The sequence below is a fragment of the Vagococcus entomophilus genome (assembly GCF_003987595.1).
Lineage (GTDB): Bacteria > Bacillota > Bacilli > Lactobacillales > Vagococcaceae > Vagococcus_E > Vagococcus_E entomophilus.
Map to the genome: position 1 here is coordinate 760,656 of NZ_NGJZ01000001.1, position 25,329 is coordinate 785,984.

21 protein-coding genes and 1 pseudogene are annotated in these 25,329 nt (G+C 30.8%); 4 read left to right on the forward strand and 18 right to left on the reverse strand.

Annotated features, from left to right (window positions below; translation table 11 throughout):
• Positions 1 to 20 precede the first annotated feature (20 nt).
• From CBF30_RS03515 to CBF30_RS03570, 12 genes and pseudogenes are all read right to left on the reverse strand, one after another.
• The gene (locus CBF30_RS03515) at positions 21 to 533 is read right to left on the reverse strand and encodes a flavodoxin (RefSeq protein WP_245974995.1); all 513 of its coding nucleotides are present in this window, start codon (positions 531 to 533) and stop codon (positions 21 to 23) included.
• A gap of 97 nt (positions 534 to 630) precedes the next feature.
• Positions 631 to 1,512 (reverse strand): LysR family transcriptional regulator, encoded by an 882-nt coding sequence (locus tag CBF30_RS03520; protein ID WP_126823765.1) that lies wholly within the window; start codon positions 1,510 to 1,512, stop codon positions 631 to 633.
• 825 nt (positions 1,513 to 2,337) lie between these two features.
• Positions 2,338 to 2,718, reverse strand: coding sequence for a hypothetical protein (locus tag CBF30_RS03525; protein WP_126822817.1), 381 nt, complete (start codon positions 2,716 to 2,718; stop codon positions 2,338 to 2,340).
• A gap of 191 nt (positions 2,719 to 2,909) precedes the next feature.
• On the reverse strand, positions 2,910 to 3,272 hold the full coding sequence (locus CBF30_RS03530; protein WP_126822819.1) for a hypothetical protein: 363 nt from the start codon (positions 3,270 to 3,272) through the stop codon (positions 2,910 to 2,912).
• A 17-nt stretch (positions 3,273 to 3,289) separates the two neighbouring features.
• Complete coding sequence (locus CBF30_RS03535) at positions 3,290 to 3,997, reverse strand: flavodoxin family protein (protein WP_126822821.1); 708 nt, start codon at positions 3,995 to 3,997, stop codon at positions 3,290 to 3,292.
• Complete coding sequence (locus CBF30_RS03540) at positions 3,997 to 6,117, reverse strand: peptidase domain-containing ABC transporter (protein ID WP_126822823.1); 2,121 nt, start codon at positions 6,115 to 6,117, stop codon at positions 3,997 to 3,999. The genes CBF30_RS03535 and CBF30_RS03540 overlap by 1 nt, the downstream gene beginning before the upstream one ends.
• Positions 6,118 to 6,166: 49 nt before the next feature.
• Positions 6,167 to 6,889, reverse strand: a complete 723-nt coding sequence (locus CBF30_RS03545) for an ABC transporter permease (protein WP_126822825.1) — start codon at positions 6,887 to 6,889, stop codon at positions 6,167 to 6,169.
• A gap of 1 nt (position 6,890) precedes the next feature.
• On the reverse strand, positions 6,891 to 7,628 hold the full coding sequence (locus CBF30_RS03550; protein ID WP_170168923.1) for an ABC transporter permease: 738 nt from the start codon (positions 7,626 to 7,628) through the stop codon (positions 6,891 to 6,893).
• Between the two features lie 325 nt (positions 7,629 to 7,953).
• Positions 7,954 to 8,070 (reverse strand): annotated as a pseudogene (locus tag CBF30_RS12150) (ATP-binding cassette domain-containing protein); the annotation flags it as partial.
• Between the two features lie 132 nt (positions 8,071 to 8,202).
• Positions 8,203 to 8,838: an ATP-binding cassette domain-containing protein gene (locus tag CBF30_RS03560; RefSeq protein ID WP_126822831.1), complete on the reverse strand. Its 636-nt coding sequence runs from the start codon at positions 8,836 to 8,838 to the stop codon at positions 8,203 to 8,205.
• 11 nt (positions 8,839 to 8,849) lie between these two features.
• Positions 8,850 to 10,919 carry a hypothetical protein gene (locus CBF30_RS03565; protein ID WP_126822833.1) on the reverse strand — a complete coding sequence of 690 codons (2,070 nt, stop codon included), beginning with the start codon at positions 10,917 to 10,919 and terminating at the stop codon, positions 8,850 to 8,852.
• A gap of 18 nt (positions 10,920 to 10,937) precedes the next feature.
• The gene (locus tag CBF30_RS03570; protein WP_126822835.1) at positions 10,938 to 11,321 is read right to left on the reverse strand and encodes a lactococcin 972 family bacteriocin; all 384 of its coding nucleotides are present in this window, start codon (positions 11,319 to 11,321) and stop codon (positions 10,938 to 10,940) included.
• A 593-nt stretch (positions 11,322 to 11,914) separates the two neighbouring features.
• On the opposite strand from CBF30_RS03570, the gene CBF30_RS03575 reads away from it, so the two are divergent.
• Both CBF30_RS03575 and CBF30_RS03580 read left to right on the forward strand, forming a co-directional pair.
• Positions 11,915 to 13,930: a sensor histidine kinase gene (locus tag CBF30_RS03575; RefSeq protein WP_126822837.1), complete on the forward strand. Its 2,016-nt coding sequence runs from the start codon at positions 11,915 to 11,917 to the stop codon at positions 13,928 to 13,930.
• Complete coding sequence (locus CBF30_RS03580; RefSeq protein ID WP_126822839.1) at positions 13,911 to 14,513, forward strand: response regulator transcription factor; 603 nt, start codon at positions 13,911 to 13,913, stop codon at positions 14,511 to 14,513. Before CBF30_RS03575 ends, CBF30_RS03580 begins: the two co-directional genes overlap by 20 nt.
• A gap of 488 nt (positions 14,514 to 15,001) precedes the next feature.
• Here the strand turns inward: CBF30_RS03580 and rplS are convergent, their stop codons facing one another.
• Together rplS and CBF30_RS03590 are read right to left on the reverse strand one after the other, a co-directional pair.
• Positions 15,002 to 15,349: a 50S ribosomal protein L19 gene (rplS, locus tag CBF30_RS03585; RefSeq protein WP_126822841.1), complete on the reverse strand. Its 348-nt coding sequence runs from the start codon at positions 15,347 to 15,349 to the stop codon at positions 15,002 to 15,004.
• A 171-nt stretch (positions 15,350 to 15,520) separates the two neighbouring features.
• On the reverse strand, positions 15,521 to 16,084 hold the full coding sequence (locus tag CBF30_RS03590; protein ID WP_126822843.1) for an LOG family protein: 564 nt from the start codon (positions 16,082 to 16,084) through the stop codon (positions 15,521 to 15,523).
• A gap of 88 nt (positions 16,085 to 16,172) precedes the next feature.
• Here CBF30_RS03590 and CBF30_RS03595 point away from each other — a divergent pair, with 88 nt between their 5' ends.
• Positions 16,173 to 16,487: a MazG nucleotide pyrophosphohydrolase domain-containing protein gene (locus CBF30_RS03595; protein ID WP_126822845.1), complete on the forward strand. Its 315-nt coding sequence runs from the start codon at positions 16,173 to 16,175 to the stop codon at positions 16,485 to 16,487.
• 175 nt (positions 16,488 to 16,662) lie between these two features.
• Here CBF30_RS03595 and CBF30_RS03600 read toward each other — a convergent pair whose 3' ends face one another.
• The 3 genes from CBF30_RS03600 to CBF30_RS03610 all read right to left on the reverse strand — a co-directional run bounded on the left by CBF30_RS03600 (position 16,663) and on the right by CBF30_RS03610 (position 21,607).
• Positions 16,663 to 18,186 (reverse strand): glycoside hydrolase family 32 protein, encoded by a 1,524-nt coding sequence (locus CBF30_RS03600; protein WP_245974996.1) that lies wholly within the window; start codon positions 18,184 to 18,186, stop codon positions 16,663 to 16,665.
• 483 nt (positions 18,187 to 18,669) lie between these two features.
• A complete protein-coding gene (locus tag CBF30_RS03605; protein ID WP_170168924.1) occupies positions 18,670 to 19,992 on the reverse strand; it encodes an LPXTG cell wall anchor domain-containing protein in 1,323 nt (440 codons plus the stop codon).
• Between the two features lie 109 nt (positions 19,993 to 20,101).
• A complete protein-coding gene (locus CBF30_RS03610) occupies positions 20,102 to 21,607 on the reverse strand; it encodes a helix-turn-helix domain-containing protein (protein WP_126822849.1) in 1,506 nt (501 codons plus the stop codon).
• A 1,672-nt stretch (positions 21,608 to 23,279) separates the two neighbouring features.
• Between CBF30_RS03610 and CBF30_RS03615 the strand changes: the two genes are divergently transcribed.
• The gene (locus tag CBF30_RS03615) at positions 23,280 to 23,588 is read left to right on the forward strand and encodes a hypothetical protein (protein ID WP_126822851.1); all 309 of its coding nucleotides are present in this window, start codon (positions 23,280 to 23,282) and stop codon (positions 23,586 to 23,588) included.
• A 281-nt stretch (positions 23,589 to 23,869) separates the two neighbouring features.
• On the opposite strand, the gene CBF30_RS03620 is transcribed toward CBF30_RS03615, so the two are convergent.
• Entirely contained in the window at positions 23,870 to 24,748 is an 879-nt protein-coding gene (locus CBF30_RS03620; RefSeq protein WP_126822853.1) for a CPBP family intramembrane glutamic endopeptidase, read from the reverse strand.
• Positions 24,749 to 25,329 lie beyond the last annotated feature (581 nt).

A 25,329-nucleotide genomic window follows, 5' to 3' on the forward strand; every position in this document is an offset into this window, starting at 1 on the left:
CCATGAATTTGATGTTTTTTTTATTTATATGCAAGCAACCAATTTCCAATTGCCACATCAGCTCGTTCAACTCGTGAACCACGAACAGGAAGTCCACTACGAATATCTGCATTAGGACACTGATTTTTAAGTTCATTCAAGCTACTGCCAAACGCACTACCTTCATGTGTGCAGAAGGGATAAATAATTAGCCCATTCGTATCAAAATCTTCTAAAAAAGTTGCAATAACCCTTGAATAACTTCCCCACCAATTGGGATAACCAAGGAAAAGAGTATCTATTTTTGAACGATTAAGGTTGAGATCCTGGTAAGCAACATGCATCGTTTCTTTTTTCTCAGATTCAGCACGTTTTACTGTTTCATCGTAACTATCTGGATAGCAATCACTTTCCCTTAACTGAATAATTGGGCAATTAAGCCGGTTGACTATTTTATGAGCCAGTACTTCTGTATGACCAATCGGAATTTTTTGAGAAATGGCATTAATAAAATTTTCTCCAGCATGGGAGAAATAGATAACAACAGGATTCAATTTGATTGCTCCTTTGCAAATAAAAATGAGTTGTACGATTGATATAGTCATCGTACAACCCATAATTACTTAAGTCTAATGCTTATTTCATATACCACTATGCTTCAAAAGCATGTTTGAAACGAGAAATAAATTCTTGAACTACTGGGGTTTGAAGCCGTTCTTTCCACACTAACATACAGTTAGTTTTTACTTCTGGCTCCATAGGAATAAACGTTAAATTTTCTAATTGCCGTTTGGACACCGCGCCTTCAATCGTGAGAGCAGCCCCCACTTTGTTTTCGACTAGTGAAAAAATATTAAAGATTAAGTTGAAATTCCCCACAATATTTAGTTGATCCAGGGGCCTACCACTCCAAGAAATTAGCAATTTCTGAACTTCTATCCGATTAGAACATAATAATGGTAATCCGATAATATCTTTTGGCGTAAGCTTTTCCTTGTTTGCTATAAACAATTCATTTGCAACTAAAAATCCCCATCTTTCTTCTCTTGGTAATTTCAAAACATTCACATCATTACGTGTAATTGGATCCAATAAAACTGCTAAATCAAGCAGTCCTTTCTCCAAGCGATCACTGATATCATCGCTGGTCCCCGTCACAATATTAAAACGCACATCGGGATAATCACTCACCATCTCTTCTAACATCATCGCCACAGTATCCGAATTATCTGCCTCCACACAACCTATGACAATCGTCCCCTGCATCTGTTTTTTTCTCTTGTTAAAAAAGTCTTGTTCTAACTTATCATTTAGCTGGAGAATTTCCTCTGCTCGCTCTTTTAAAAAGATTCCTTCGGGTAACAAATAAAGGTGATTTTTTTCTCTATGAAACAGTGACATTCCAACTTGTTCTTCTAATTCACGAATCTGCCGACTTAAAGTTGGTTGAGTGATATTCAACAGTTTAGCCGCTCTTGAAACATTACCTTCTTGGGCAACAGTCCAAAAATACCGTAATTGTCTAATTTCCATAATAGATTTAGTTTTCATCCCTTTACTAATTATTATATCTTATTACAAGTATAACCTAATATTCCTATAACTTCTCAGTTTTATCTAGAATGATTTCACTTGTTATTGACTTATTTTTTACTTGTTCAAGTTTCAGATATAGCTAATTCTAAGGTAAGCGAAGAGTGAAAACTAAGTTATTTTGTGTGTACAGAATAACCCTCTATAAAAAAACTTATAGAAAAACAGAAGTGCTTATCAAAATCAACATATTACAACTTCACTTAGAATTTTAAATGTCATTACTACTCAATTCTTCACCATTCGCATCAATCCCTTGTTTGTGCCAATGGCTTATATTGCTCAATTAAGCAACTAAAGATTTATCATTACAATCTTTAGTTGCCATAATCGTTTCAAGATTAAACTCCATTTAAAAAACCTCAATTCAGCTTTAATAAAGAATGAAAAAAAGTTATCTTAACCTTTTCGTCATTTTTTATTAAAATCAATATATTAAAAATTTAGAGTACACAACTGAGAAAACAAGTTAATTACATACAGCTTTGGTAATCTTACTAAACTACAACACTTTGTCAAAATATCGAATCGAAAAATAATCAACTGGAGCTTTCAAAAAAATAGCGTATATCGCATAATGTAATATTTTTTCCACACTAAGGTTTAGTTCAAATCCTAGCATTACAACCAAAAAATATAGAATAAAAACAAGAAAAGCCAAAAGGTTAAAGTACAATATAGATATATTCCTTGCTTTACTTTCAATAAGTAACCATCGTTCACTGTTCTCATTTTCATATTGATTCTTTTCTATAAACTTAGATCTTAGCCTACGCTTAAAATATTATTTGATACATTCACTTTAGAGACCTCTACCCCTAACTTTTGCAATCCGCTATGAATATTTTGAATAGTTAAAGGAACATCTGAACTTTTCAGGATATGAGTAATTTGGCGAGCAACTTTCGCATAATCTAAATATGATTTATTTCGCATATTTTTTTTACTTTCAAAATATTTCTGTGATTCAATTTCAACGACTTTTTTCTTTTCTCCATCCGTTTTCGTGTGACTGGATTTTAAAACTTTTTCAATTTCATTCAATCTTTCTTGCAGACAGCCATACTGTCTGTTCAGTTCTCTTTTTTCATTTAATATATTCGACATCAATTCGTAAACTTTAATTTTTTCATCAAAAATATCCACTTTCTCCTCCTTTCCAAGTTTCCTCCTCTTTAAAATAAATTAGTTTTACTGCTGATAAAATAAAGTCTTTTTGAAATAAAAAATGACAAAAAAGTTAAATTAACAATTTTGTTATTTCTTATTATACTTATTATCTTGAAATTAATAGTAAAGACAGATGCCACTAACCCATTTTTTTTATTACTAAATTCTTATAACTCATTTAATTTCAGTTTATAATAATCAATTTTTTTTGAATCAATTTCTAATTCCAATTTTTCTTCATTTGATAATTCTTGCAAAAATTTAATAAAGTATGTTGTCAATGTTGACATTTCTAAATAAGATAAACTATACTTTTTTGATTTAATTAACAAGAATGCTTTATGAATTTTTCTTTTATTAAGATATTCTTCTAAAAGCTCATTACCAGATATAAGGTTGCCATTCTCATCCTCTTCTTGTCCAAGATCAACCTTACTTCTTTCTAAGTTAAAAGTCGTCGCAATTGCATTTCCTGCTGCTTCGCCAATCATCTTTAATTGTTTTAGTAGATAATCCTCTTCCATAGACATATTTTTACATTCCTTTCTTACAATTTAATCGATTTGCTATTGACATATTCTTCTAAAGTTTTAACTTCAAACATACCATTACTTAACCAATACTCACGTTCAAATGATGTTCCAGCCTCTCCCTTATATAGCCTCTGAAAATTTTTAAAAGAAGTTTCTTGAATAGCGCTAACTTTATATTTATTATTTTGATAGGTAATAAGCAACTTTTTCATTTCATTCTTTGCTATATTTAACATGATTTCTTTAGAATAACTGGAAGACTTAATAGAAATCTGGCTAACTAATGATAACCCTAGGTTTCCCATAATTTTTTCCATATACTGTTTAACTGGTTCATTTCCGTTTCCGCTTGATACATTCAATGAAATGCCAAATTTCCCTGACAGTTTAAATAAATGAGTCCAATATGTAATCCGATCAAAAAAAGTCTTAACAGATCCTGAGACTGCATGTCCATATACAGGAGAACCAAACAAAATGATATCTGACGATAGAATACCGAGCTTTATTTTTTCCATATCATCAACCAACGGACACGAACCTTTCAAAAAGCAATCGCTACAGCCATTACAATATTTAATATCGAAATCAGATTCACTTAAATTAGATATAACAACTTTTTCATTCGTTTGACTCACTAATTCATCTAGCAACGCATTTATCATGAATTTCATTGTAGAATTTTCTTTTTCAATTTTCCCATAAAAAACGAAGACTTTCATTAAAGTTCCCCCTCTTTGGAACGCATTAACTTTTGGTAGAATGTACTTTTTGTTTTTAACTCCTCATGTGTTCCTTGCCCAACAATCTTTCCATTATCAATAACATATATTCTATCAAAATGTTTCACTGATTCAAGTTGATGTGTAACCACAAGTTGTGCTATATCAAGTTGAGCAAGATTAGCAAAAATAGTTTCAGAATTAAATGAATCTAAAGAACTTGTAGCCTCATCATAAATAATAAACTTAGGCTTTTTCAACAGGGATCTTGCAATTGATAGTCTCTGTAACTGTCCCCCAGAGAGGTTGCCGCTTTCCGAGATAAGGGTATCAAGTTTCATGGGAAGAATAGATATTTCATCATAGATATTCGCAGATTTTAAAGCATTGTATATTTCATTATCTGCAATATCAGTTTGTCCCATAACTAAATTTTCTCGCAATGTTCGATGGAAGTAAATCATTTTTTGTGGAACGATGCTAATTAATTTAGCCAGACTATCTGAGTTGATTTTTTGAATCTGTTTACCATTTACTTTTATTAAACCATCATAGCCTTCATATATTTGTGCAATCAATGAAATAAGCGTTGACTTACCACTTCCAGATGATCCAACTAGAGCTACTTTTTCATTTGAACTTATATTTAAGTATATGCCATCTAAAATTTTTTCAGAACTATTGTTATAGCGAAAAGTCAAATTTGAAATAGTCAACCTTTTAAAATCTTTTTCAATATGCTGATTATCATAAATATCCTTCGTCGGCTCATCAAAAAAATCATTCACATAAAGTAATGAAGCTCTAATTGTACCAAATGAAAAAACTGAAACTGCAAGTGTATTACAGTTATTAAATAGCGTTGTTATGAAACTATAAAGGGCAAATACTTCCCCAATTGTGAAATGATTACTAGTAAAAACAAGAATAATCATATAGATAGGAGAGAAAATCACAATCGTATTCAAAATTAAGTTATATTTCATCGTCATTTTTTGCGAAGTAATCATATCACTTTTATATTCCGAAAAGAAATTTTGGTAATTTAAAAGAAAGAATTTTTCAAGCTTCAAACATTTTATTTGATAGATTCCACGGACTATTTCCGTAGTTAAAGAGTTTAGATTGCTATATTTTTGATTCTCACTTTGTTTTTGAGCAAGTACCTTCTTATGAAACAAAATAGTCAAAAGAATGGTTGCCGCTAGAATAACTGTAAGGGGTAAAATTAAGTATGGATACATCAAAAGAATATAACTAAACGTAACTAAAAAAACAGTAATTGAAATAATAAATTGAATTAAATCATTTAAAATAAGGTTTTGTAATTGATCGACTAAATTCAATCTATATAAGACTCCTCCACTAGTTCGCTCATCAAAATAGGAAAAGTTGATATTTAATAAATGAGCAATCTTCGTATTCGATAAGTTTGTAACAATCTTTTTTTGCAACTTTACGACTGAAAAGTTTCTCATAACTGACACTATCAAATAACCAACAATCACTAAACTTATGCTTATTATCGTTCCTTGTAAGTTAAACTGTTCTGTATTTATAAGTTGATCAATCATATTTCTCATTATTAGTGGCACCCAAATAGAAATGATGTATGAAAAAAAAGACGTTAGAACTACAAAAGTAAAAAGTTTTGAAACAGAAACAAAAAGTTTTGTGAGATGTTTTGTTTCACTATTTTTTTCAATACTTTTCACAAAAATATCTTTATCCATATCCGATTTTAATAAATACAAACAATTAAGCGAAGATAGCTCCTCTTCGGAAATTTTCTTTTTTCCAATAGCTGGGTCATATATATACAAATTCTTAACTTTTTTTAAAGCAACTACATAATGATTTTCATTAATGAATAAAATTGATGGTCTTTCATCAAAATCATGCTTAGTTAATGTCAAAATTTTTTCTACTTTTGTTTTTATCCCTATATTATTTAGTATCTTGCACATATTAAAAAGTGACATACCATCTCTTCCAGTTTTAAATAGCAATCTATAAGAATTCAAACTTTTAACATAGCCATAGTAAGATGACAACATTGCAATACAACATAAACCACATTCGCTTTGCTGGGATTGTTTATAAAATATTATTTTTTTCAAAATAAATCACCTTTGAGAACCTCTAATTCTAATACAGATGGCACATCAATTACGTTTCCATTTTTTCAACAAAAAAAAACGTAGCTAAAATACAAAACATTATTGAAATTAGAGCAATAAATCTTTCCATAATTGTAAATGATGTAATCCCTATCAGCCCCATTTCAGCAGAAATTGGATAAAATACTCTAAATGGCGTATTATTCAAAAAAACACTTAAAAAAGAGTATATTTCAGCTACTGCAACTAAAATAATGTAATCTTTTTTTAGAAAAATCGTATAACAAATTATTGGAAACACACAAACACTAATAAGTAACGCATTTAGTAAATATTGACCTATTAATACAAGTAATTCCGGAGTAAGTTCAATACCTTCAAAAATAATGAATTGATTGATTAACCCTAAGATAAGAATACTTAAAGATAGAATCAAAGAAAATATAACAACCGTTATCAACTTTGAAAGAATGAAACTCAAAAAGTTAACTGGTATTGTTAAAATTTGATTCATCGTACCTTCTTGTTTTTCCCGGCTAATAGAGAAACTACCAATCAAAACCAATACAGCTGGAAGCGCATAATATGAGTTCCAAAACAAAAGTTGTTCCAAAAAAAAGATAGATTTGTTTTCAATTTCAAAACCTAACGATATCATTCTCCATCCCTGAAATAAAGACAAAATAGCAATTAAGAATACTGTCAGAAATGAAATCAAAACAATTTTAGTTCTTTTCAATTTTAGTAACTCGATAAAAACCAATTTCCTCATACTACTGATCCTGCCTTTCAAAAACGAAAATTGCGCCTAGCATTGAAATTAAGGCTATCAAAAGTAAATTTAAAATACTAATATATATATTCCCATTAATTTCTAGTCCTTCAATATTTTTATAAAAAATCAAATTCATTGAACTAAGAACTGGGTGTATCCCAACTAAATTTTCCGCACCAATAAATCCAATAAATGAATAAACAATCGCAAGACAAATTGGTAAAATGACATTTCTACACAGAATAGTTAGAAATAAAATAGGTAAACATGACAGTGGTATTAGAATTGCTTCTCCTAAGGAAAGGAAAATAACCCGTCCAACGAAAAACCAACTTATTTCAAATTTACCAGTACATAAACCACCAATAAAGATTGTAATGATACTAATAAACATCATGCCCACGCTTAATAATGAAACAGTCAAGCATTTAGAAAGAATAATATTCTTTTTCATTACGGGCACTACGATTAATTGCTTAAAAATATCATTTGTACGTTCTAAGGAAAAGACTAAAACGAATAGAACACTGACCATACAAGGAAGAATCAATAACCCTGTATATCCTAAAGTCATTTTATAGTAACTAGGAAAATTCCCAACTATAGGACTCCCTTTAGGTAGCATGGCAAAATAGACTGCTAATATGACAGGAATAACATTAGATATTAAGACTAATATAGGTATTACTTTTCGCCTCTTGAGTTTTCTAAGCTCTATTTCAACAAGTTTAACCAATCCCCTCGCATCCAGTTATTTTCTTAAAATAGTCTTCAAGAGTCTGTTCATGGTATTGAATTGAAACAATATCAATATTATTCAAAATAAAATGTTTATTTATAAAGCTTGTTTCACTATCATCTGACATTATTTTTATTATAGAATCTCCTTTAACTTTATACTCTGTAATATTTAAATCTTCAACCAAACTCTTCTCTACTGCATCCAAATTCTTACTATTAATTTGTAAAATGATATATCGTTCACTGTTATTCAATAAATTTTCATATGAATCTTCGTAAAGCAATTTTCCACTATCAATAATACCAATCGTATCATCTATCGGATCTAACCTATTTGTCGGTTCATCTAAAATTAATAATTCAGGATCATGCATAATTGCATTTGCTATACCTAATCTCTGTTTCATTCCTAAAGAGTAATTGCCAAAGACTTTTTTATCGTTTTATGCGATGTTAACAGTTTTTCCATACCTTCTCAACATATTCAAGAGGTAAGTTTCTTAACTTCAATCACTAGTCACTAGTCCAAGAATCATTATTATCCTTTGGAGTTTCTACCAAGTACATTATTATAAATAAAACACATCATCAAACCAATCATCATATTTATTGCTATGCGTAGTCAAAATTATAGTATGACCTCTTTTTTTTAATTCTTTAAATTGCAACATTATTATTTTTTCGTTTTCACTGTCTAATGCTGCTGTAGGTTCATCGGCTATAATTAAATTTCCATTTTTTAAGATACATCGAGCAAGCCCGATTCTTTGTTGTTCCCCGCCACTTAAAGAGCTGACCTTTACATTTAAATCTAGGGATGACAAATTTACTTGTTGCAAAGTATCTATCATTAAATCAAGCTTCTTCCTTTTCCCAAACTTTTTTGATTTTAAAGCAATTTCTAAATTTTGTTTAATCGTAGAATTCTCTAATAATCCATAGTTTTGAAATACAAATCCCAAATCTTTTTTCAAATATTCTCTTCTTTTTTTTATGCTAATATTTGTAACATTTTCAGAATTAAATAAAATACCTCCTGAACTCGGCTTGTCTAATAAAGAGATTATATTTAGTAGTGTGGTCTTTCCAGTTCCACTGTTCCCTTTAATCGCGACCAAAGAATTATTTTTGACTTGCCAATTAATATTTGAAAATACAGTTTTTCCATTGATTTCTTTAGAAACATTTTCAATTGATATCTTCATTTACTCACCTTCTATTCTAAAACAGTTACATTTTTATAAATCTTATTAAAATTTACCAAAGTAAGAATAATGCTTCCTACTGAAATACAACATATTAAAAATAAAATTTCTTTTGTGTGGTTGAAGAAGATAATTGACAGCCATGGTAGTATAAAAACAAATGAATAGGAAATCATCATTAGCTTTAATTTGATACCAAATAAAATGTATAACTTAATTTTTTTTGAATTCATAGAAATAAACACACTACTTAAAAAGTAAGAAACTATATAATAAAGTAATATTAGCGTAACTATTATCACAAACAAAATCCCCATAATCTGCATATCTTCATTCACATTACTCATTAGATACTTATGCGCGCTTATTTGAACTGGAAACTCAGAATAAACATCATTTTTTTTGATAATCTCTTTTAAGTCTCCTTTATTTTTTACAAAAAAATAATCAGTTTGCCCTAAAATAATATCTGCATACACCGAAGTTTTTTTCTGAATATTATTAGGCGTAAGTACTCTTAAAATAGGATTACTTAATTTAGCTCTAGCCGATCCCCAAAATGCTAATTTAGGATTATTTTTAATGAAAATGAATTCTATATCCTTTGGTTCTTTTTTTATAGCTTCTTTTGAAAATTCTTGTGCTACTTCAAAGTTATAAAAATTATGTGACTTATTATAGTAAGCTTTCACTTCATCTATATTATCTTTAAACTTTTCTGGGATTAGAATAATCAACTTTTTTTCCTTATTGTCAATGCTTACTTTTCTTCCGTTTAGATCTTTCACTTCAACAAAAGTACTCTCAAGATATGATGGGCTTACCCACATTTCGTTTGAGTCATAATCTTCTTCATATTCGTCTCCGTTTAACCTAGCTCTAGTTGAATCTTCTAGTTTAAATAGTAACAATCCTTCTTTGTAAAGTTCCTCTAATAACGCCGTATGATTTTGAAATGAAGGAACCAATCGTTCTTCATCCTCAGGAGATACACCAGCAGATAATAAGGGTAAATAAAAATAATCTTTTAACATTTTTTGATTTTTCTTACTACTAATTGTTAAGTTTATATTCTCCATAGCTAAGGGTACAGTTTCAGATAACCCAAAAGCAATCAATGGAACGATACAATAGATAAAAAGCACACCTACTATTAATGAAAACTTTAGAGGTTTTTTCCCTTTAAAAGAAAGCCAGTCTTTTTTGGAAATTTTAACAAACAACGCAACAAGAAGATAAGAAATTAAACTGAATATAATATTGATTTTCCAAAATCTTAAAATTAATTTTAAAACAAGTAGGATACTAACCTCTTTCATTATTAAGTAAATGGTAAACAAAAAGCTAATACCAACAAGTAAAGTCAAAGCAGGAAGAATTTTATAATAAATATCATTAACTAACTGTAAATCACTATATCCAAAATAACTTTTAATTGTATTGTTTTTATAGTTTAAATAATAGAAAAACAAGATGATGAGTGTCAGAGTGATAATAATGATAATATTGATTATTTGGAATAAATTGTATGTCGAATAATCATTATTTTCTTCTTTTGTCTCAATTTGGATATTCAATTTCATTTGCAAATCCTTATAAAAACGAAGAACAAGCTTCTTTTGTTGATACTGAATTATATATCTACCTGAAAGAATATCATAATGAATTAATTGATTAAAATCTTTTAATATATATTTATTATTCGAAGACAGTAAGCCTCCATTTTTTAAAGTAAATCTTTCTTTATTTTTAGGTGGCATCATTCGTAAGTCTTGAAATATTTTTTTGGAATTAACATTAACTTGTGAAAAAAAAACAGAGAATGGTGTTTCATCATTGATATCATTTTTATAAACGTTTACCTGATATTTTTCACTCAACTCTTTAATTGTTTTTACAATCTCTTCTTTTCTTTGATCATTCCCACCTATAATATTTTTTTCTGAAAAAACGACAACTTGAGAGTTATTAAAAATAGCTTGTCTAAACTGTTTTGTTTCCTCAGAAATTCCTTGAAAATAGGTAGAACTCAAAGAAAAAAGAGAAAGTAAGAAAAAAACAAGCACAAGCATTTTTTTCATATACTCTCTCCATTTTATTTATTTTGTGGCCCAGTATGAATTATTAGTAGAATAACTCCAGTATTTTGGAGTCTCAGCACTTGCAGTCTTTTTCTTTTCAACCCATCCAGACTTAGTATACTTGTCATTCATCATTGCAGTTGCTTTATGAGTTTTTGAGTTATGTGTATATTTACTGTACTGAGAATATCTAGCTATTCCCTTTACCCCAAATTCATGAGTACCACCACCAACTTTAACGGATAATCTCAAAAAGGGACTATCACTTACAACAAAAGATTCAGCTTGATTGCTAGTTGCGATATCTGATGGATAACCTTGTCCTGAATCTGCCAAAGCAGAGACAGAAAAACCTAAAACGGAGACACTTGTTACAAACAAACTCAACATTATTTTTTTCATAACACTCCCACCTTTAATATATTTTTTACTAAATAAATATTTTGGGACATATTACTACGAGTAAATGATTATCCCTAAACGTGAAAGACCACTACAATAGAATTTGTGCACTAAATCTATTGACTTTATTTTAGCGTGCCTATAAAAAGAGTTCATGAGTAAAAGCGGAAAATCTGTAGACAAGTATTCATTTTTAGTTGTAAACTGTAGCTATACGAGGAATGATTATCCAAAAAATATTTTTTGGAGGTTTTATCTATGGATTACATACTGGAAACAATCTTTATGGATACTAGTATTGGTAAGGCATAGTGGGTGTGCTCTTGGGTTTTAATTTCTAAACACTTTTACAAAACGACCTTTTTGTTAATTTTCGAATAGGATAATCCTTTTATTTTGTGTATTTATTATTATATATTTTTTCAAATATAGATTATTTTTTATACAAACTTATCTTATTAAAGCTAATCAAATTATTAATTGCTTGGTTAATCATTTAAATGCGATCTCGGAGATCCTATTCTTCTATTAGAAATAAGTCGATTCTTTCTATCTGTTAAAAAAATATTATAAAATCTAGGTGGGGTGACTTCTTGAAAGATACATTCTCAAAAGCATTGATTCTGATTGCTTGGGTAGTAATTATTGTCTATTCATTCTCTACTGTTTCAATTCACACATATATGGTCTCTAATTCCTTCAAGCTAATCATTGGTACTTACTTACTTTTTATTGGAACTTTGGTCTATTTTAAAGCTAGAAATTATCCTCCATCTATTAATTTTTTATTACTTTCAATATCAACATGTTTTACTCTTATCTTTATCCATTCTGACAATTTAATCTTAAACAAAGTGGGGTTAGCATTTTTAGTATTATGTCCAGCTTTATTATACTTTTTTCTCTATTCTTTTATTCAAGGAAAAAAGAGCATTTTTTTTCAAATGAACCTATTAGTACTCACCATAATTTCTGCAATTAGTGAGTTAGTATTCTTAACAAAATACTTTGCAAATTGTAGTTTGATCATTTTATTAGTTTCAACACTCATCTCATGCTTCTTAATTATTTTTAAAGCAAAAAGTTTCTTCTTTCAATCAAAAGACTATTATCTACTGAGTATTTCTATTTTGTTTTCTTATTTTCCCTTTACACTTTTTTATTTTTTATCCACAATTTATGAAAATATAAGCTATCCATTTTCTTTTTTGAGCTATTTTTCATTGTTCTCTGTAATTATCTTTCCAACTACAATAGTCTATTTACTTATTAGAAGTAAAATAATAGTTTTCAAACACGATTCTTATTTAATCATAAGTAGTATACTATGTACTGTTATGTTTACTATATCTCTATTTCTATTAGACTTGGATGAAAACAAAAAAATCATCATTATTCTTCTATTTTCTATCATGATGGCAGTTAATCTTCTCATCAACACCAAATTAAAAAATAAGAAATTGAAAAAGTTAAAAGAAATCACCAGAAACCTTTCAAATGAAAGAATTGAGCTTCTTAATCAAATTACTTACTCCAATCTTTCAAATACAGTTTCTAAACTCATCTTGAAAAGTTTGACACAATCAGCAGACGTTGAGGACATCTTAGTAACCACTCAATCAGATAGCAATTACATCGTTATTTGTGAAAAGGGTACAAAGATTTCAAAATCAGTAAAAAAAATGATGAAACATATGAAAATCGAAATACAGCAGCTAGAAATTGAAAATCAAGCTTACCTTTGCATTCCAGTCCCTCAACCGTCTGAAGTAGTCTGGGTATTTTTAGGTCAAAGAAAAAATCATGTGCGCTTTTCACAATTTGATATCGACATCATTATCGAGACAACAGAGCAATATACAATGATTTTAAATATGATGAAATTGCTCCATGAGTCTCAACAAAAGTATATTTCTTCATCTTTTATTACAAATAATCTTATCCAAACAAAGTTATTCAATAATATAGAATCAGAAAAAATGAACTACGCAAATTATTTACATGATCATATACTTCAATCTATTATCGGCTTAAGTACTCTCGTCAGTAATTTAACTGGTGATTCAGAAATTACAGATTTGATTGACAGAGAGTTTACAAGATTAGTTCAATCTATTAGAAACCAAATTTTTGATACTTTCCCTTCTACACTCTACAACGTATCATTTGAAGACAACATTAAAATACTGATGGCAGATTTTGATAAAAAGAAACCAGATAAGATTGAAAGTTTGATCTTAAAAATTTCAGTAAAAAAAGAATTACCTAAGCATATTATTGCTCCAGCGTATAGAATAATAAAAGAATTAAATGAAAATATCCTCAAACACTCTTTAGCAACAGTAGCAACCACTACCCTATTTACACAAAATCAATATTTGCACATAATTGTTGAAGATAATGGAATCGGTATCAATGATTATAAAAAATTTGAAGAAATTTCTTTTCAGCCAAAACAGCATATTGGCTTACTTTCAATCAAAAACGATCTAAATTGGCTAAATGGTTCCTTTGAGCTTGTTCGGAAAACTAATTCAGAAATTGGAACAAAAATTAGGATCAAAATTCCTTTAAAGGAGGAGGTAGCACATGAACATACTGTTGATTGATGATCATATGTTAATAGGAAAAAGTCTAGAGATAACACTAAAAAACAATTCTAATATTAATGAGTTTCATTATATTACGGATCCAAAACTAGCTGAATACTCAGTTAATCTGTATAAGCCTTCCATTATTTTAATGGATATTCATATGGGAAAATACAATGGTCTGGAATTGGGAAAGCATTTACTTAATATGTTTGATATAAAATTGGTATTTCTTTCAGGTTTCGATTTAATCGAATATCAAGAAAAGGCAAATGAAATTGGTGCAAGTGCATTTCTAAATAAACATATTTCAATTGAGCTTTTGATTGAAAACTTAAAAAAAATATATTACGACAATAAAACCATATTCCCTACTACTAATAATAGTATCTATCACTCATTAACTAGTCGCGAGAAAGACATACTACGTTATCTTTCCTATGGTGATAAACAATCAACTATTGCAGCTACATTAAATATTTCTGATAGAACTATTCGAAACCATATTGCATCCATCAATGAAAAAATGAATACAAATTCAGCCCTAGCGTCTGTATTGAAAGCAATAGAGTTAGGTATTGTAAGTACTAAATTACAATAGCCTGTTTTTACATTTGAGTATTCAATAACATTGAAAAGGAAGAATAGACTTCTTCCTTTTTTAATTCAAACTAATCTTAAATAAAAAAACTTGGGATGTATTAAGTATTTGTTTGCTGTTTGTTTATTTAAGAGAGCCCATCTTCCATAATTTGAAATCAGTTGCTTTAAAGTTTTCTTTGTGTTTAATTATAAAATTTATTCTTTTCTCTCAAAGCTTGCAGAAATTGGAACCTCTATATGTGTTATACAAGAAAGGCTTGTCCTTGAGAATAGTAAAATTACTCAACAAATCTATCTTCATGTCACAGAAGGAATGTGTGAAAAACTACAAAGTGGTTTAGAGTTTCTGTAAAACCTTGCCTCTTTTTCGTCCCTTTTGAATATATTCTCAGAAAATATCCAGCCAGACACAAACGCATAAATAATAAGACAAAATAAAAAACCCCTTGATTACCAAGGGGTTCATTGTTAAAAAGTAACAAATTTTTAACGACGGATTTCTTTGATACGAGCTGCTTTTCCGTGTAGTGCACGTAGGTAATAAAGTTTCGCACGACGAACTTTACCTTGACGAATCACTTCAAGTTTTGCAACACGTGGTGTGTGTAATGGGAATGTACGTTCCACGCCAACACCGTTAGAAATTTTACGAACTGTATAAGTTTCACTTACTCCAGCTCCACGGCGTTTGATAACAACACCTTCAAATAACTGAATACGTTCACGTGTACCTTCGACAACTTTTGCGTGAACACGCACTGTGTCTCCAGGACGGAAATCAGGGATATCCGTACGTAATTGTTCTTGTGTTAATGCTTCGATTAATGGGTTCATTTTTCTTTCTCCTTATTCCAAACATTCATATGAGCTTTGTCACAGCGGAATGCCGTAATATTTGAGTGTTTTACACTCAGTCATTAATGTTACCATACTTATTTTATCCTGTAAAGAACTTCTTACAGCTCTGAAAAAACATTCCCTTAAGCTCTTAGAGAGAGCTTTGCTCTATTTGTAAGAACGAATAGCTGGTGGTGTGTACGAGCAAATAAATGACTTAATTTCTTCAAGAGAATCCGAAAATAAGATTTTAGAGAAGTCTTCTGCTGTTAAAAAGCCCTCTTCTACCATTCTTTGATAAAAATGTTGCAACGGATTGTAATACTCTTTTTCGTTAAATAAGATACAGGGGTTTCTGTGCTCCCCAATCCTTCCCCAAGAAATCACTTCTGAGATTTCCTCTAAAGTTCCTGGACCACCTGGTAATGCAATATAACACTGTGCTAAGTCAATCATTTTTTTCTTGCGTTGATGCATATCTTCTACAACGAAAAGTTCTGTCAGGCTTGTATGTGCAAGCTCTCTATTTTTTAAAAATTCTGGTATGACACCAATCACATCTCCATGATTCTTTAATACCGTATCCGCTAGCACCCCCATCAAGCCTGCATGGCCTCCACCATAAACTAAAGTGTGCCCTTCTTTTGCTAGCCATTCACCTATTTTTTTCGCACAAGCAATATATTTCCCGTCATTCCCGACACTTGCGCCACAATAAACTGCAATCTTCATTGATCTTGTACACTCCAATCTCTGCAATCGCTACTTTTTTATTCAACCTCTTTATGATAACATAAATTTAAAAACTGGAGCGTGCTTTATGGAAATTGAAAACTATCAAAAATGGATTAGTGAGTTTTATAAAAATCGCGGATGGTATGCCTTAAATCCATTCATTCGCATGAACTTTCTTTCTGAGGAGACAGGAGAGGTTGCTCGTGCAATTCGAACAATTGAGATTGGTCGAGATCGGCCAGACGAACGAACAGCCTCTGATCAAGAAAATTTGGACAATTTGATCGAAGAACTTGGCGATGTACTGGATAATATCTTTATCTTAGCTGATAAGTACAACTTCTCTTTAGAACAAATACTTGATGCGCACCAAGCGAAATTGACAAAACGATTCAAATAACGTAACAATACATATGTTTAAGTATTTTAGGGGACTCTTTTTGTCGCTTTTCCCCTAGCGAATCAAGAAAACCATTTACGGTTTAACCTAAAACTTTTCTAAAAATAAAAATGTGACACAAAAGTAATCAATACTCTTGTGTCACATTTTTTATACTCACTCTTCTTACTTAGTCTTAACGAGAAAGCTTGTAAGAAACTTTTGCATCTCCGTTCATCTTAATGCTTACTTGGTTTTTCACACTAGTAGAAAACTTAGCGAGTGAATAGGTATTGCCACTATTGGGGAAGTAAAGCTCTATACTTCCTCCATCTACAAATAGTTTTGCATTAAACTGTGTGGTTGAGTTAGTGTCTACCTTTGCAACATGCGCCGCGGTATAAATGGCATTTGCGTCATCGACATCTGTCACATGTTGCCCATTTCTTGTAATCATGTAATACCCATTAGTTGTATCAAAGTCTAATTTAAAGTATGAATCATCATTTTTGACTTCCACATGGATATGACTAGGTAATGTTGCATCCGTTGCATTTGCAGCCAGATCCAAAGCAAATCCTTTTTGATTCAACGTAGTAGCCAGTACGGTTTTGTAGCCTTCGCTATCTCCTTTTGCTTGCTTGGTGCTTACGGTACGGTTCAAAACAGTTTTTTTGAATAAATTCCCTGTTTGAAAAGCTGATGTTTTTAAAGTGTAGTTATTTTCACTGGTAAACGAAATCGTACGAGCCATACTCATAGAACCCAAGCTCCCATTTGTGGAGTTTACTTTATTGTTATAGTCCCAGCTACCTAACCATGCAAGGCCTAAAAGTTGGCTATCATTTTGTTGCATAAATTTAGCACCGTAAAAATCACTGCCGCTATCAATACGTCTTGCTTGTGTCTCTGGTTGAAAAACACCGTCTTTCAAGGATCCTACTACATAATAAGTTCCAGTTGTTTCATTTCTTTTATAGCCATTTCCACCAACAAGCAGCACCCATTTTTTTTCACCAGTATCTGTTGTTGTTAGTTCAAATAAATTAGGACATTCAAGTAAACCTAATTGATCGATTTGACTATAAATACCATCTTTATATGAGAAATTTATTCCATCTTTTGATTCATAAACACCAATTTTATTTCCTTCTGCAAGATACATGTAAAATGTATCGCCTAGTCGAAACACATATGGATCTCGAAAGTCAGCATCTTTTGTCATTGGCTTCATAATCGGGTTGTTCGCATATGGTTTGAACGTGTTTCCGTTATCTAATGAATACCAAATATTTTGTGTTTGTTGCCCATCCCCATAGCTGGTAACATAGCTAATCAAAGCATTCGCTCCAAATCCTAAGCGATTATCGTAATCACGGTACAAAGTCCCTGAAGCGATATCCCCGGTAGAGGTTTGATACTTTGGAATGGCTGTTCCTAAGTTTTTGTAGGTAACAAAATCTTTAGTTGACACATGCTCCCATTCTGTTCCATTTCCACCAGTTGCATAATCTTTATTGTGTAAATAATAAAGATTGTATTCTTTCGTTTGCTCATTATAGAAAACACTCTGGATGTCATTCATAAAACCATTTTTTGGATTCAAATGGTAAGCTTGCGCATAATCCCCCACAACCTCAGCTTTTACTGCAGTAGCATTTACTGTCAACATCCCTAAAATTGACATACATAGACCTAAAACTAATTTTTTCACTATCATTCTCCTTTTTTCGTATTTTCGTAGTGAATTTAAAATAACATTTACTAAAAACATCTACAATATCAATTTTTTCAATAAAATGTAAATTTTTGACGAGAATGTATATAAATAGTTTTCATATGCTAATTAAGAATAATTATTCTTTTTTATTTTTATCTTAGATTTATATTTTTGTAAAAAACTCCATAAAAAAGAACATAAGATAGCCGTATTTTACTCAAAAAACAAGAACGAATTCACAAAAATTCCTCACCCGATTTTTATGAATTTCAGCTTATTAAAGTAGACGTTACTTCTATACCAATCTATACTTAGATACTAAAAGCCTGGGACATAACTCAAAAGTTATGTTCCAGGCTCTTTTATAAAAACCCATTATTGTTGGGAAAAATAGGTTACGTCCATCTTAACATCTTGTATACGTTTTACAATACTTTCGTTTTTTCTTAATATTTTTGTAAAGAACAAACACATTAATAATTATTATTTACTTGATTGATCTATTTTTTTCATTCCTAAAAGCAAGATGAACATTCCTAAGATGATCCAGAATCCATTCTCTTGTTTCTCCCCTGTATTGGGCAACTGTTTCTTTGTGGAGGAAGAACTTGTTAGATTAGAAGAAGCTTTTTGTCCACTACTTGTACTCTCCGTAATTTTTGTTGTGTTTGTTGGTTCAGTAGTATTCCCACTGCTTGTTGTAGTATTTGTTGTGTCAGTAGTGTTCTCACTGTTTGCTGTAGTATCTGTAGTGTCTGTTGTGTCTGTGCTATTCTCACTGCTTCCTGTAGTATTTGTTGTACCAGTGGTATTCTCGCTACTTGTTGTAGTGCTGGTTTCTTTGTTTTGCCCATCAGCATTGCCATCACCACCAAAGTCTTGCACGAAACTGTGTGTTTTATCCTCTTCTATATTGATTCCAGTTAACGTACCAGAATTGTCATAAGCCTTTGAGCTCAACTCTTTTACCACACGAGTCGAATATTCGACAACAGCAGACTTATCTAAATCGCCAAAAGATACTTTAAACGTTTTCAAGTCCTCTCCGATTGTCATATGTTCTTTACCCAATTCAGACTCAGAGACAAATCCGCTGTTATTCTGGCCATAATGTCCCAGAGAAACACTAATGCTATCAGCAACCAAAGATTGTCCAGCCCCTATATAATCTATGTATTCTGCATTTTTAATCAAACTTTTAGCATAGTTAATTCGAACGACCCAATGAATGAGTAACGGGTCTTGCTCATCTACCCAGCCCCATTTAGTCAACGTCTCATTGGGATTTATAATCCCTTGGTCGCCAACTGTTAAGACAATTGTCCCATTTATCCCTAGATTTATCGGCGTTTCAGAATTTTGTTGCACTTTATTTTTGTCCCACTGCACCCATAAGTCTAGAGAACCTTTAATATTTTGGTGCTGCTCAACAAAATCTGTAAACGTCACCTTGACAGTTCCCGAAGCCTTATTAACAGCTGCCATTCCAACCAAATCATTTTGGGGGTTTCTTACTTCAAATTGAATATTTCCTGGAAATTGAATTCCTGATGGAAGTTTCAATGTCATTGTGTCACCCGCGGATAATGTCTGGTTGTCAGGAATTGCCCAATCATAGGTAATCATAAAAGTGTCATAGTATCCAAAAATATGGTGTTCTTCCACAGCTTTTCCTTGCTCATCTTTTATTTGAGTGTTTGTTACAAATTGTGTGCCGTAGTCACTGGTTGCGAACACATGCCCTACCCAAAATAAATTAGATAAAATAACTACTGTTAGTAATAAATATTTTACAATTTTTTTCAATTTATCTTCACTCCTTCTCTCCCATTTAACCATAATTCTTTAAAATAATTTATTCTAATTATGTCAATTTTGGAATAAGTAAGATAATTGATGTAAATTGTACTATAAACTACGTAATGTTCTTGCTTATGAGTTGTTTTTGCAAAAAGCTGGCTAATTCCTCCCAATTTTTAGGATTACTGCTATCTGAGAAGTAAAAAAGTTTGGTCTGCTCGTTCATATGATAAGGAATGCCATCTGAAATAATAACATCTGCCTCACTAAAGTCAGGTGTTATTCCCACTTTGTTATTGTTATAGGTAGTTAAAATAAATTGTTCAACCACTTCTTTATAAGAGGACTTATAATAAAATTCTGTATATATTTTCAAAACATTTTTGTCCATAACCAATAAGTTATAATAACAAATATTTGCTAGATACTTCACACAATGAAGCCGCTCTGCTTCTTTAAAATAGCTTCCAATGAGTTCCTCAACATCATAAACTAGCTGGTTTGGAACATTTTTGATTTTCTGTGATTGCTCGCTCATTTCATAAAACTTCCAAAAATGAAAATTTTTTAAAATCAGAATTTTTGTTGTCAAGTCCGTTAAAAAAAACGCGCTTTCATCATTTGTTAAAGAGTAACGAGTACAAATTTTATTCAAAAATAGCAGCTCTTTCTTTAAAAATTCATTATCATAATTGCTTTTTATTAACTGTCGACCCATTCGAATTTTTTCGTTTTTGTCAATTAGTTCTGGAACTACGTGATGTGACAACAGTTCAAAACAAAAGCTCTCATTGTAATTGTCACTAGTCTTTAAGCAATAGTTATTTTGTAAAAAAGCAAATAGTTTTTTTCTATCACTATCCCGAACAAAAAATTCATACAACTCTCGATCGTTTTGAGAAACCGTTTGTATTTTAAATCCATTTTCAATCGCCTCTTGAAAAATTCCTAGCAAGAGATCTTTCTTTAATTGATTAGAGGGAGATAGTTGATCATACTTTTCTAACTGTAAATACCTTTGGGTCCTCACAATTTTTTTTCTTTCTGTTAAATAGTCAGGCCATTCCGCTGAACTATATACTGCGGCAATAATGTAATAGTTTAGTTGTCTGATTTCCAACTCATCTCCCAGCAACTTAAACAATTTCTTTTCTTTAATAATTTTTAGACTTAAGTGAGTGACCTGAAAAAATTCATTTAATTGATCCATGAGTTTATAACAATACGATTGACTATAACTAAGTTTTTCGGAAAACTCCGTCAGAGTGCAGCTTCTTTCAATCATCATAAAAAACAAGGATTTATAAAGAGAAGACTGAATAAAATAGCTTTTCTTCAGTTGATAGAGTATTTTCATACAGCTCTCATAACAGAATTTTGGATTCCAACAATATACATTGTCACAATAGATTAACTGTAATGACTGATTTGGCTGTTTATAAAAGTCAATTTCTTCTGTAAGTTCTTCCATAATTTTTTTGGTGGCGCGAATGCTTAAGCCCAGCATTTTTTTCAAATGTAAAGTACTTATATATTTTTCATCTATCATAATATATAATATTTTAATTTTTTTCATTTGATTTTTTGATAAAAAAAAACGACTAACTTTTGTTGAAAACATCTAATCCTCTCGATTCATTCTATATATATTTTTTAATTTTATTGTTTTGACAAGACAATAAAATTAATGATACAGTCTTTTTAATTATAAATTATTTATATATAATTAGGATGTCTTTAGTATACAACAAAAAACAGTAGCAAATCTGGTATTCGTCGAACATTTCTCTAACACAATGCTTTACAGTAATTCCACCTACATAAAAAAGCTCATTTCTATCATTGATTTGATAGAAATGAGCTTAAAATATTTTATGCTAACAAAATTTTCGTTTTAGACTTGGGAGTGTTCACGCAACAAAGCAGTATCATCTCAGCTTTATTTTACAGTAAACTCTTCAATTCTACTCTGCAAATAATAGCTTTTAGAGCAGTCTCAGTCAATCCTGTCTGACTCAAAAAGTCAAGGAAATCATCAAATGGTACAAGCTATTTCTTTGATACAGTATACATTTCTAAAATAATTATCACCCTAAAAAGACCGTATGTTCTTTTTTTAAAATTAAAACCACACCTTTTTTATTACGTGCAGATAGTTGTTAATAATAAAATAGTTATTAGAACCAGGTCATGATCCATCCAATAAACGCAAAATTCATTATTATCCCTCTTCTCTTAAATAACGAAATCTTTCATTTTGTATATTATCACTAATTCACATTTCACACAATGAAATAGGCCCAAAAAAAGCCCCACTACTTAGATGCAGTTCCACTCTTTCATGGGAACACTCCCGATAAAAAAGACTAATTTTGCATTATACTATAAGATCAACTAAAGTGAACGTCAAGCTGGCAGGTGGTGCATTCTCGTTAATGCCTATATTCAAAATATCAACTTTAATTCCTCTTTTAAAAAGATTTTGACCAGCTTTATTGAGCGGAACGTTCTAATTTTTTGGCAACTAAAGGAACAACTTCAGGTAATGCTTAAGTAACAGTTGAGAACATTTCTTGAATGTTTAATATCTTTAACTACAGAAGAAAGATTTGAGCGGTAATAAAGAGGTCGACAAACTAGTTATGCTTAACAATATAATTACTCCAGCCTTACTAGCATTATCAATCGGCAATAATGACGTACCAAATGCTATTAGTAAATAAATAAGCCCCAAATGTTTTTTTCATAAAAACAACTGCTTTCCCTCAACCTTCATAGCAATGTAAATCCGACCTGCAAACTCTGACATAGTCCAATTCATCTAAAATCTCATGAGAAGATCATGACATAAATTCTACATTAAACCAACCAATATGAGTTGCTTTGGTATTTTTTCAATTCGAATTCAAGATTTTTTTTATTTATTATCCTTTCTATATATCGCCACCTCAAACATGGTATTCCGATTATTATTTCATTTTAAACAGATCTCTATTAGAACTTGCTTATGCTGTAATCATTAATCATAAGCTTATTAGTTTTTTCAGTCTTGTCAAAGCATTTTACTCTATTGCACTAAAAGACTTATCGCTTTGATATGCAACATTTAATTGCATAAGCCCAGCTGCCATGGTTTTTGAGGCATTCAAATAAAAACTAAAGCATTACTAATAGACAAATTTTAAAGGATACTACTATGAACAATTTAGCCTGCAAATATTGCGCTTCTGATTTAGATAAGCACTTATATTGCCCATTTTTGTGGAATTATTTTTTCGGTAGAGGATTGTTCTATGAATGGTAACCGCATTTCTCAACTCATTGATAACATAAATAAAGAAAAACTTTTATCTAGAACTACTAAAGACCTATTAAAAGAACAGACCATTGCGCTCTACTATTTACTACGTGCTACCTGTAAGCATCGTGACGATTTACTTTACTACCAAGTCCCAGATAAATCAGTCTTATTCCACCGAATCTCATTTGTGCTTGAAAATATTCTGTTAGAGCGTGAAGATAGCTTTCCCAAACGTTTGACTAATAGAGTGTTACATAAAAAATTACCGAAATTCAGAAATTCGAAAAGGAACTTATTCTAAACGAAAAATTTTTCACAAAGATGCTTCTAGCCCTAAAGAAGAGCAATAAAAAACCGAAAAGAAGGAAATTTTTTCGGTTTTTCAGTCTGTATAGAAATTAAAGATTTAATGAGAAAGCCTGCATAAGATATTCCTGATTTAAGGTTAATTGCCTTTTTTAAATTTTACAACAGAATCTCAAAGTATCTTGATTGTTAAAAATATTCCTTTTTCTTATCTATTTTATTGACATTTAGCCAATGTAGAACATCTGTGCGCGTCGCTCAAGTTTTATTTACTATCTATCCGTGGAGCATATTATTTTTTTTAGAGATCATTTTATAAATCATTATGCAACACATCGTTAAAATAACTGTGACAATAACGCCTCCTTCTAACCCAAAATCCCCACCATTATATAAGCTTTTTTGCATGTCAGGAACCGTTTGAAATACTGATATAGAAGTTTCTCCACCACTTACAGCCATTCCTATAACAGGACCCAAAAGAAAATTCCATGCTGTATGAATAGCCCCAACCAAAATCAAGCTATTGGTCAAATAGAATACTAATGAAAAGAACATAGCAGCCAATGTTAAATTAATTAAAGCAAGAGGAGTAATCCCATTATTCATTCCGTGGAGAGCTGTAAAAATTATCGAATTTATAATAATAGCCGGCCAAATACCAAGTTTCACTGACAATAAATTCATTAAAAACCCTCTACATAACAGTTCTTCGGTAAATCCTTGTAAAACGTACGCTAAGAACAATATGAATATTTCTAGCCAAATAATTTGATTATTAACACTAGTTGATAATGAGCCGATTGCAAAATTAACGACATATACTGAAAGCAGCAATATTAACCCTATCCCTAGCCCAGAAAGATATTTATATATAAATTCTTTTCCAGTGATTCCAAGTGACGAAAGTGATCGCTTATAGTAATACCTATTTACTAGTAGTACTAGGATAAACATTACTGGGAACAAAGACATACCTAAAAGCGTCAGCATAAGAGGTGTCCTATTTCCTAATGAAGACACGATAATGGGTGCAACAAGCTGTACAATTTGAATTGAAAAATAGAAGATCAGTATAGTCCAAATAATTGGGCCCCACCATTTATTTTTTGAAGTTTGTTTTTTGGTAAGTGCCATACTATTGTTTAATTTCATGTGAATATATCCCCTTTTATATTTTTTATTTAGATGAAGTTATCTCAAATTACCTTCATAGTGGCAAAATTATTTTATAGTGTCATTGCCACTTATTGTTTATGAAAAATTTATTTTATCTCCACTTGATGTTTATTTGTTATTCCCCTGTCTACTCTTTTCTTTTAATCTATTTGTAGAAAAGGGTCTTGATTATGTAGCTTTCAATCGAACTATCCGAAAAAGCCGTCCTTGCAATCATGCAGGCAATGGCGTGATTGAAAAAAGTATACGTGTCCGCACGTCCTGTATCTCATAACTTTAAAGAAACCATGCTACATATTTTATATATGCTTCGGGCTATTCTCATAATCGCAGAATTAACAGTACCTTCACTTACTTGCAGACTGACGTATTTGGTCATAAAAACTGATTGCTTGACATAAAAAATTTTCACAAAAAGATCCTTATCTATTGACTTAGATTTAACCTTTGATTGGGTTGCTCTACATCTTTTCTTTTTTAAATTTTTATACCCCTTTCCTAAATGATTTTTCTGCTAGCCAGTTTAGTTTAAATTAAGTCTAGTTAACAAACAATTA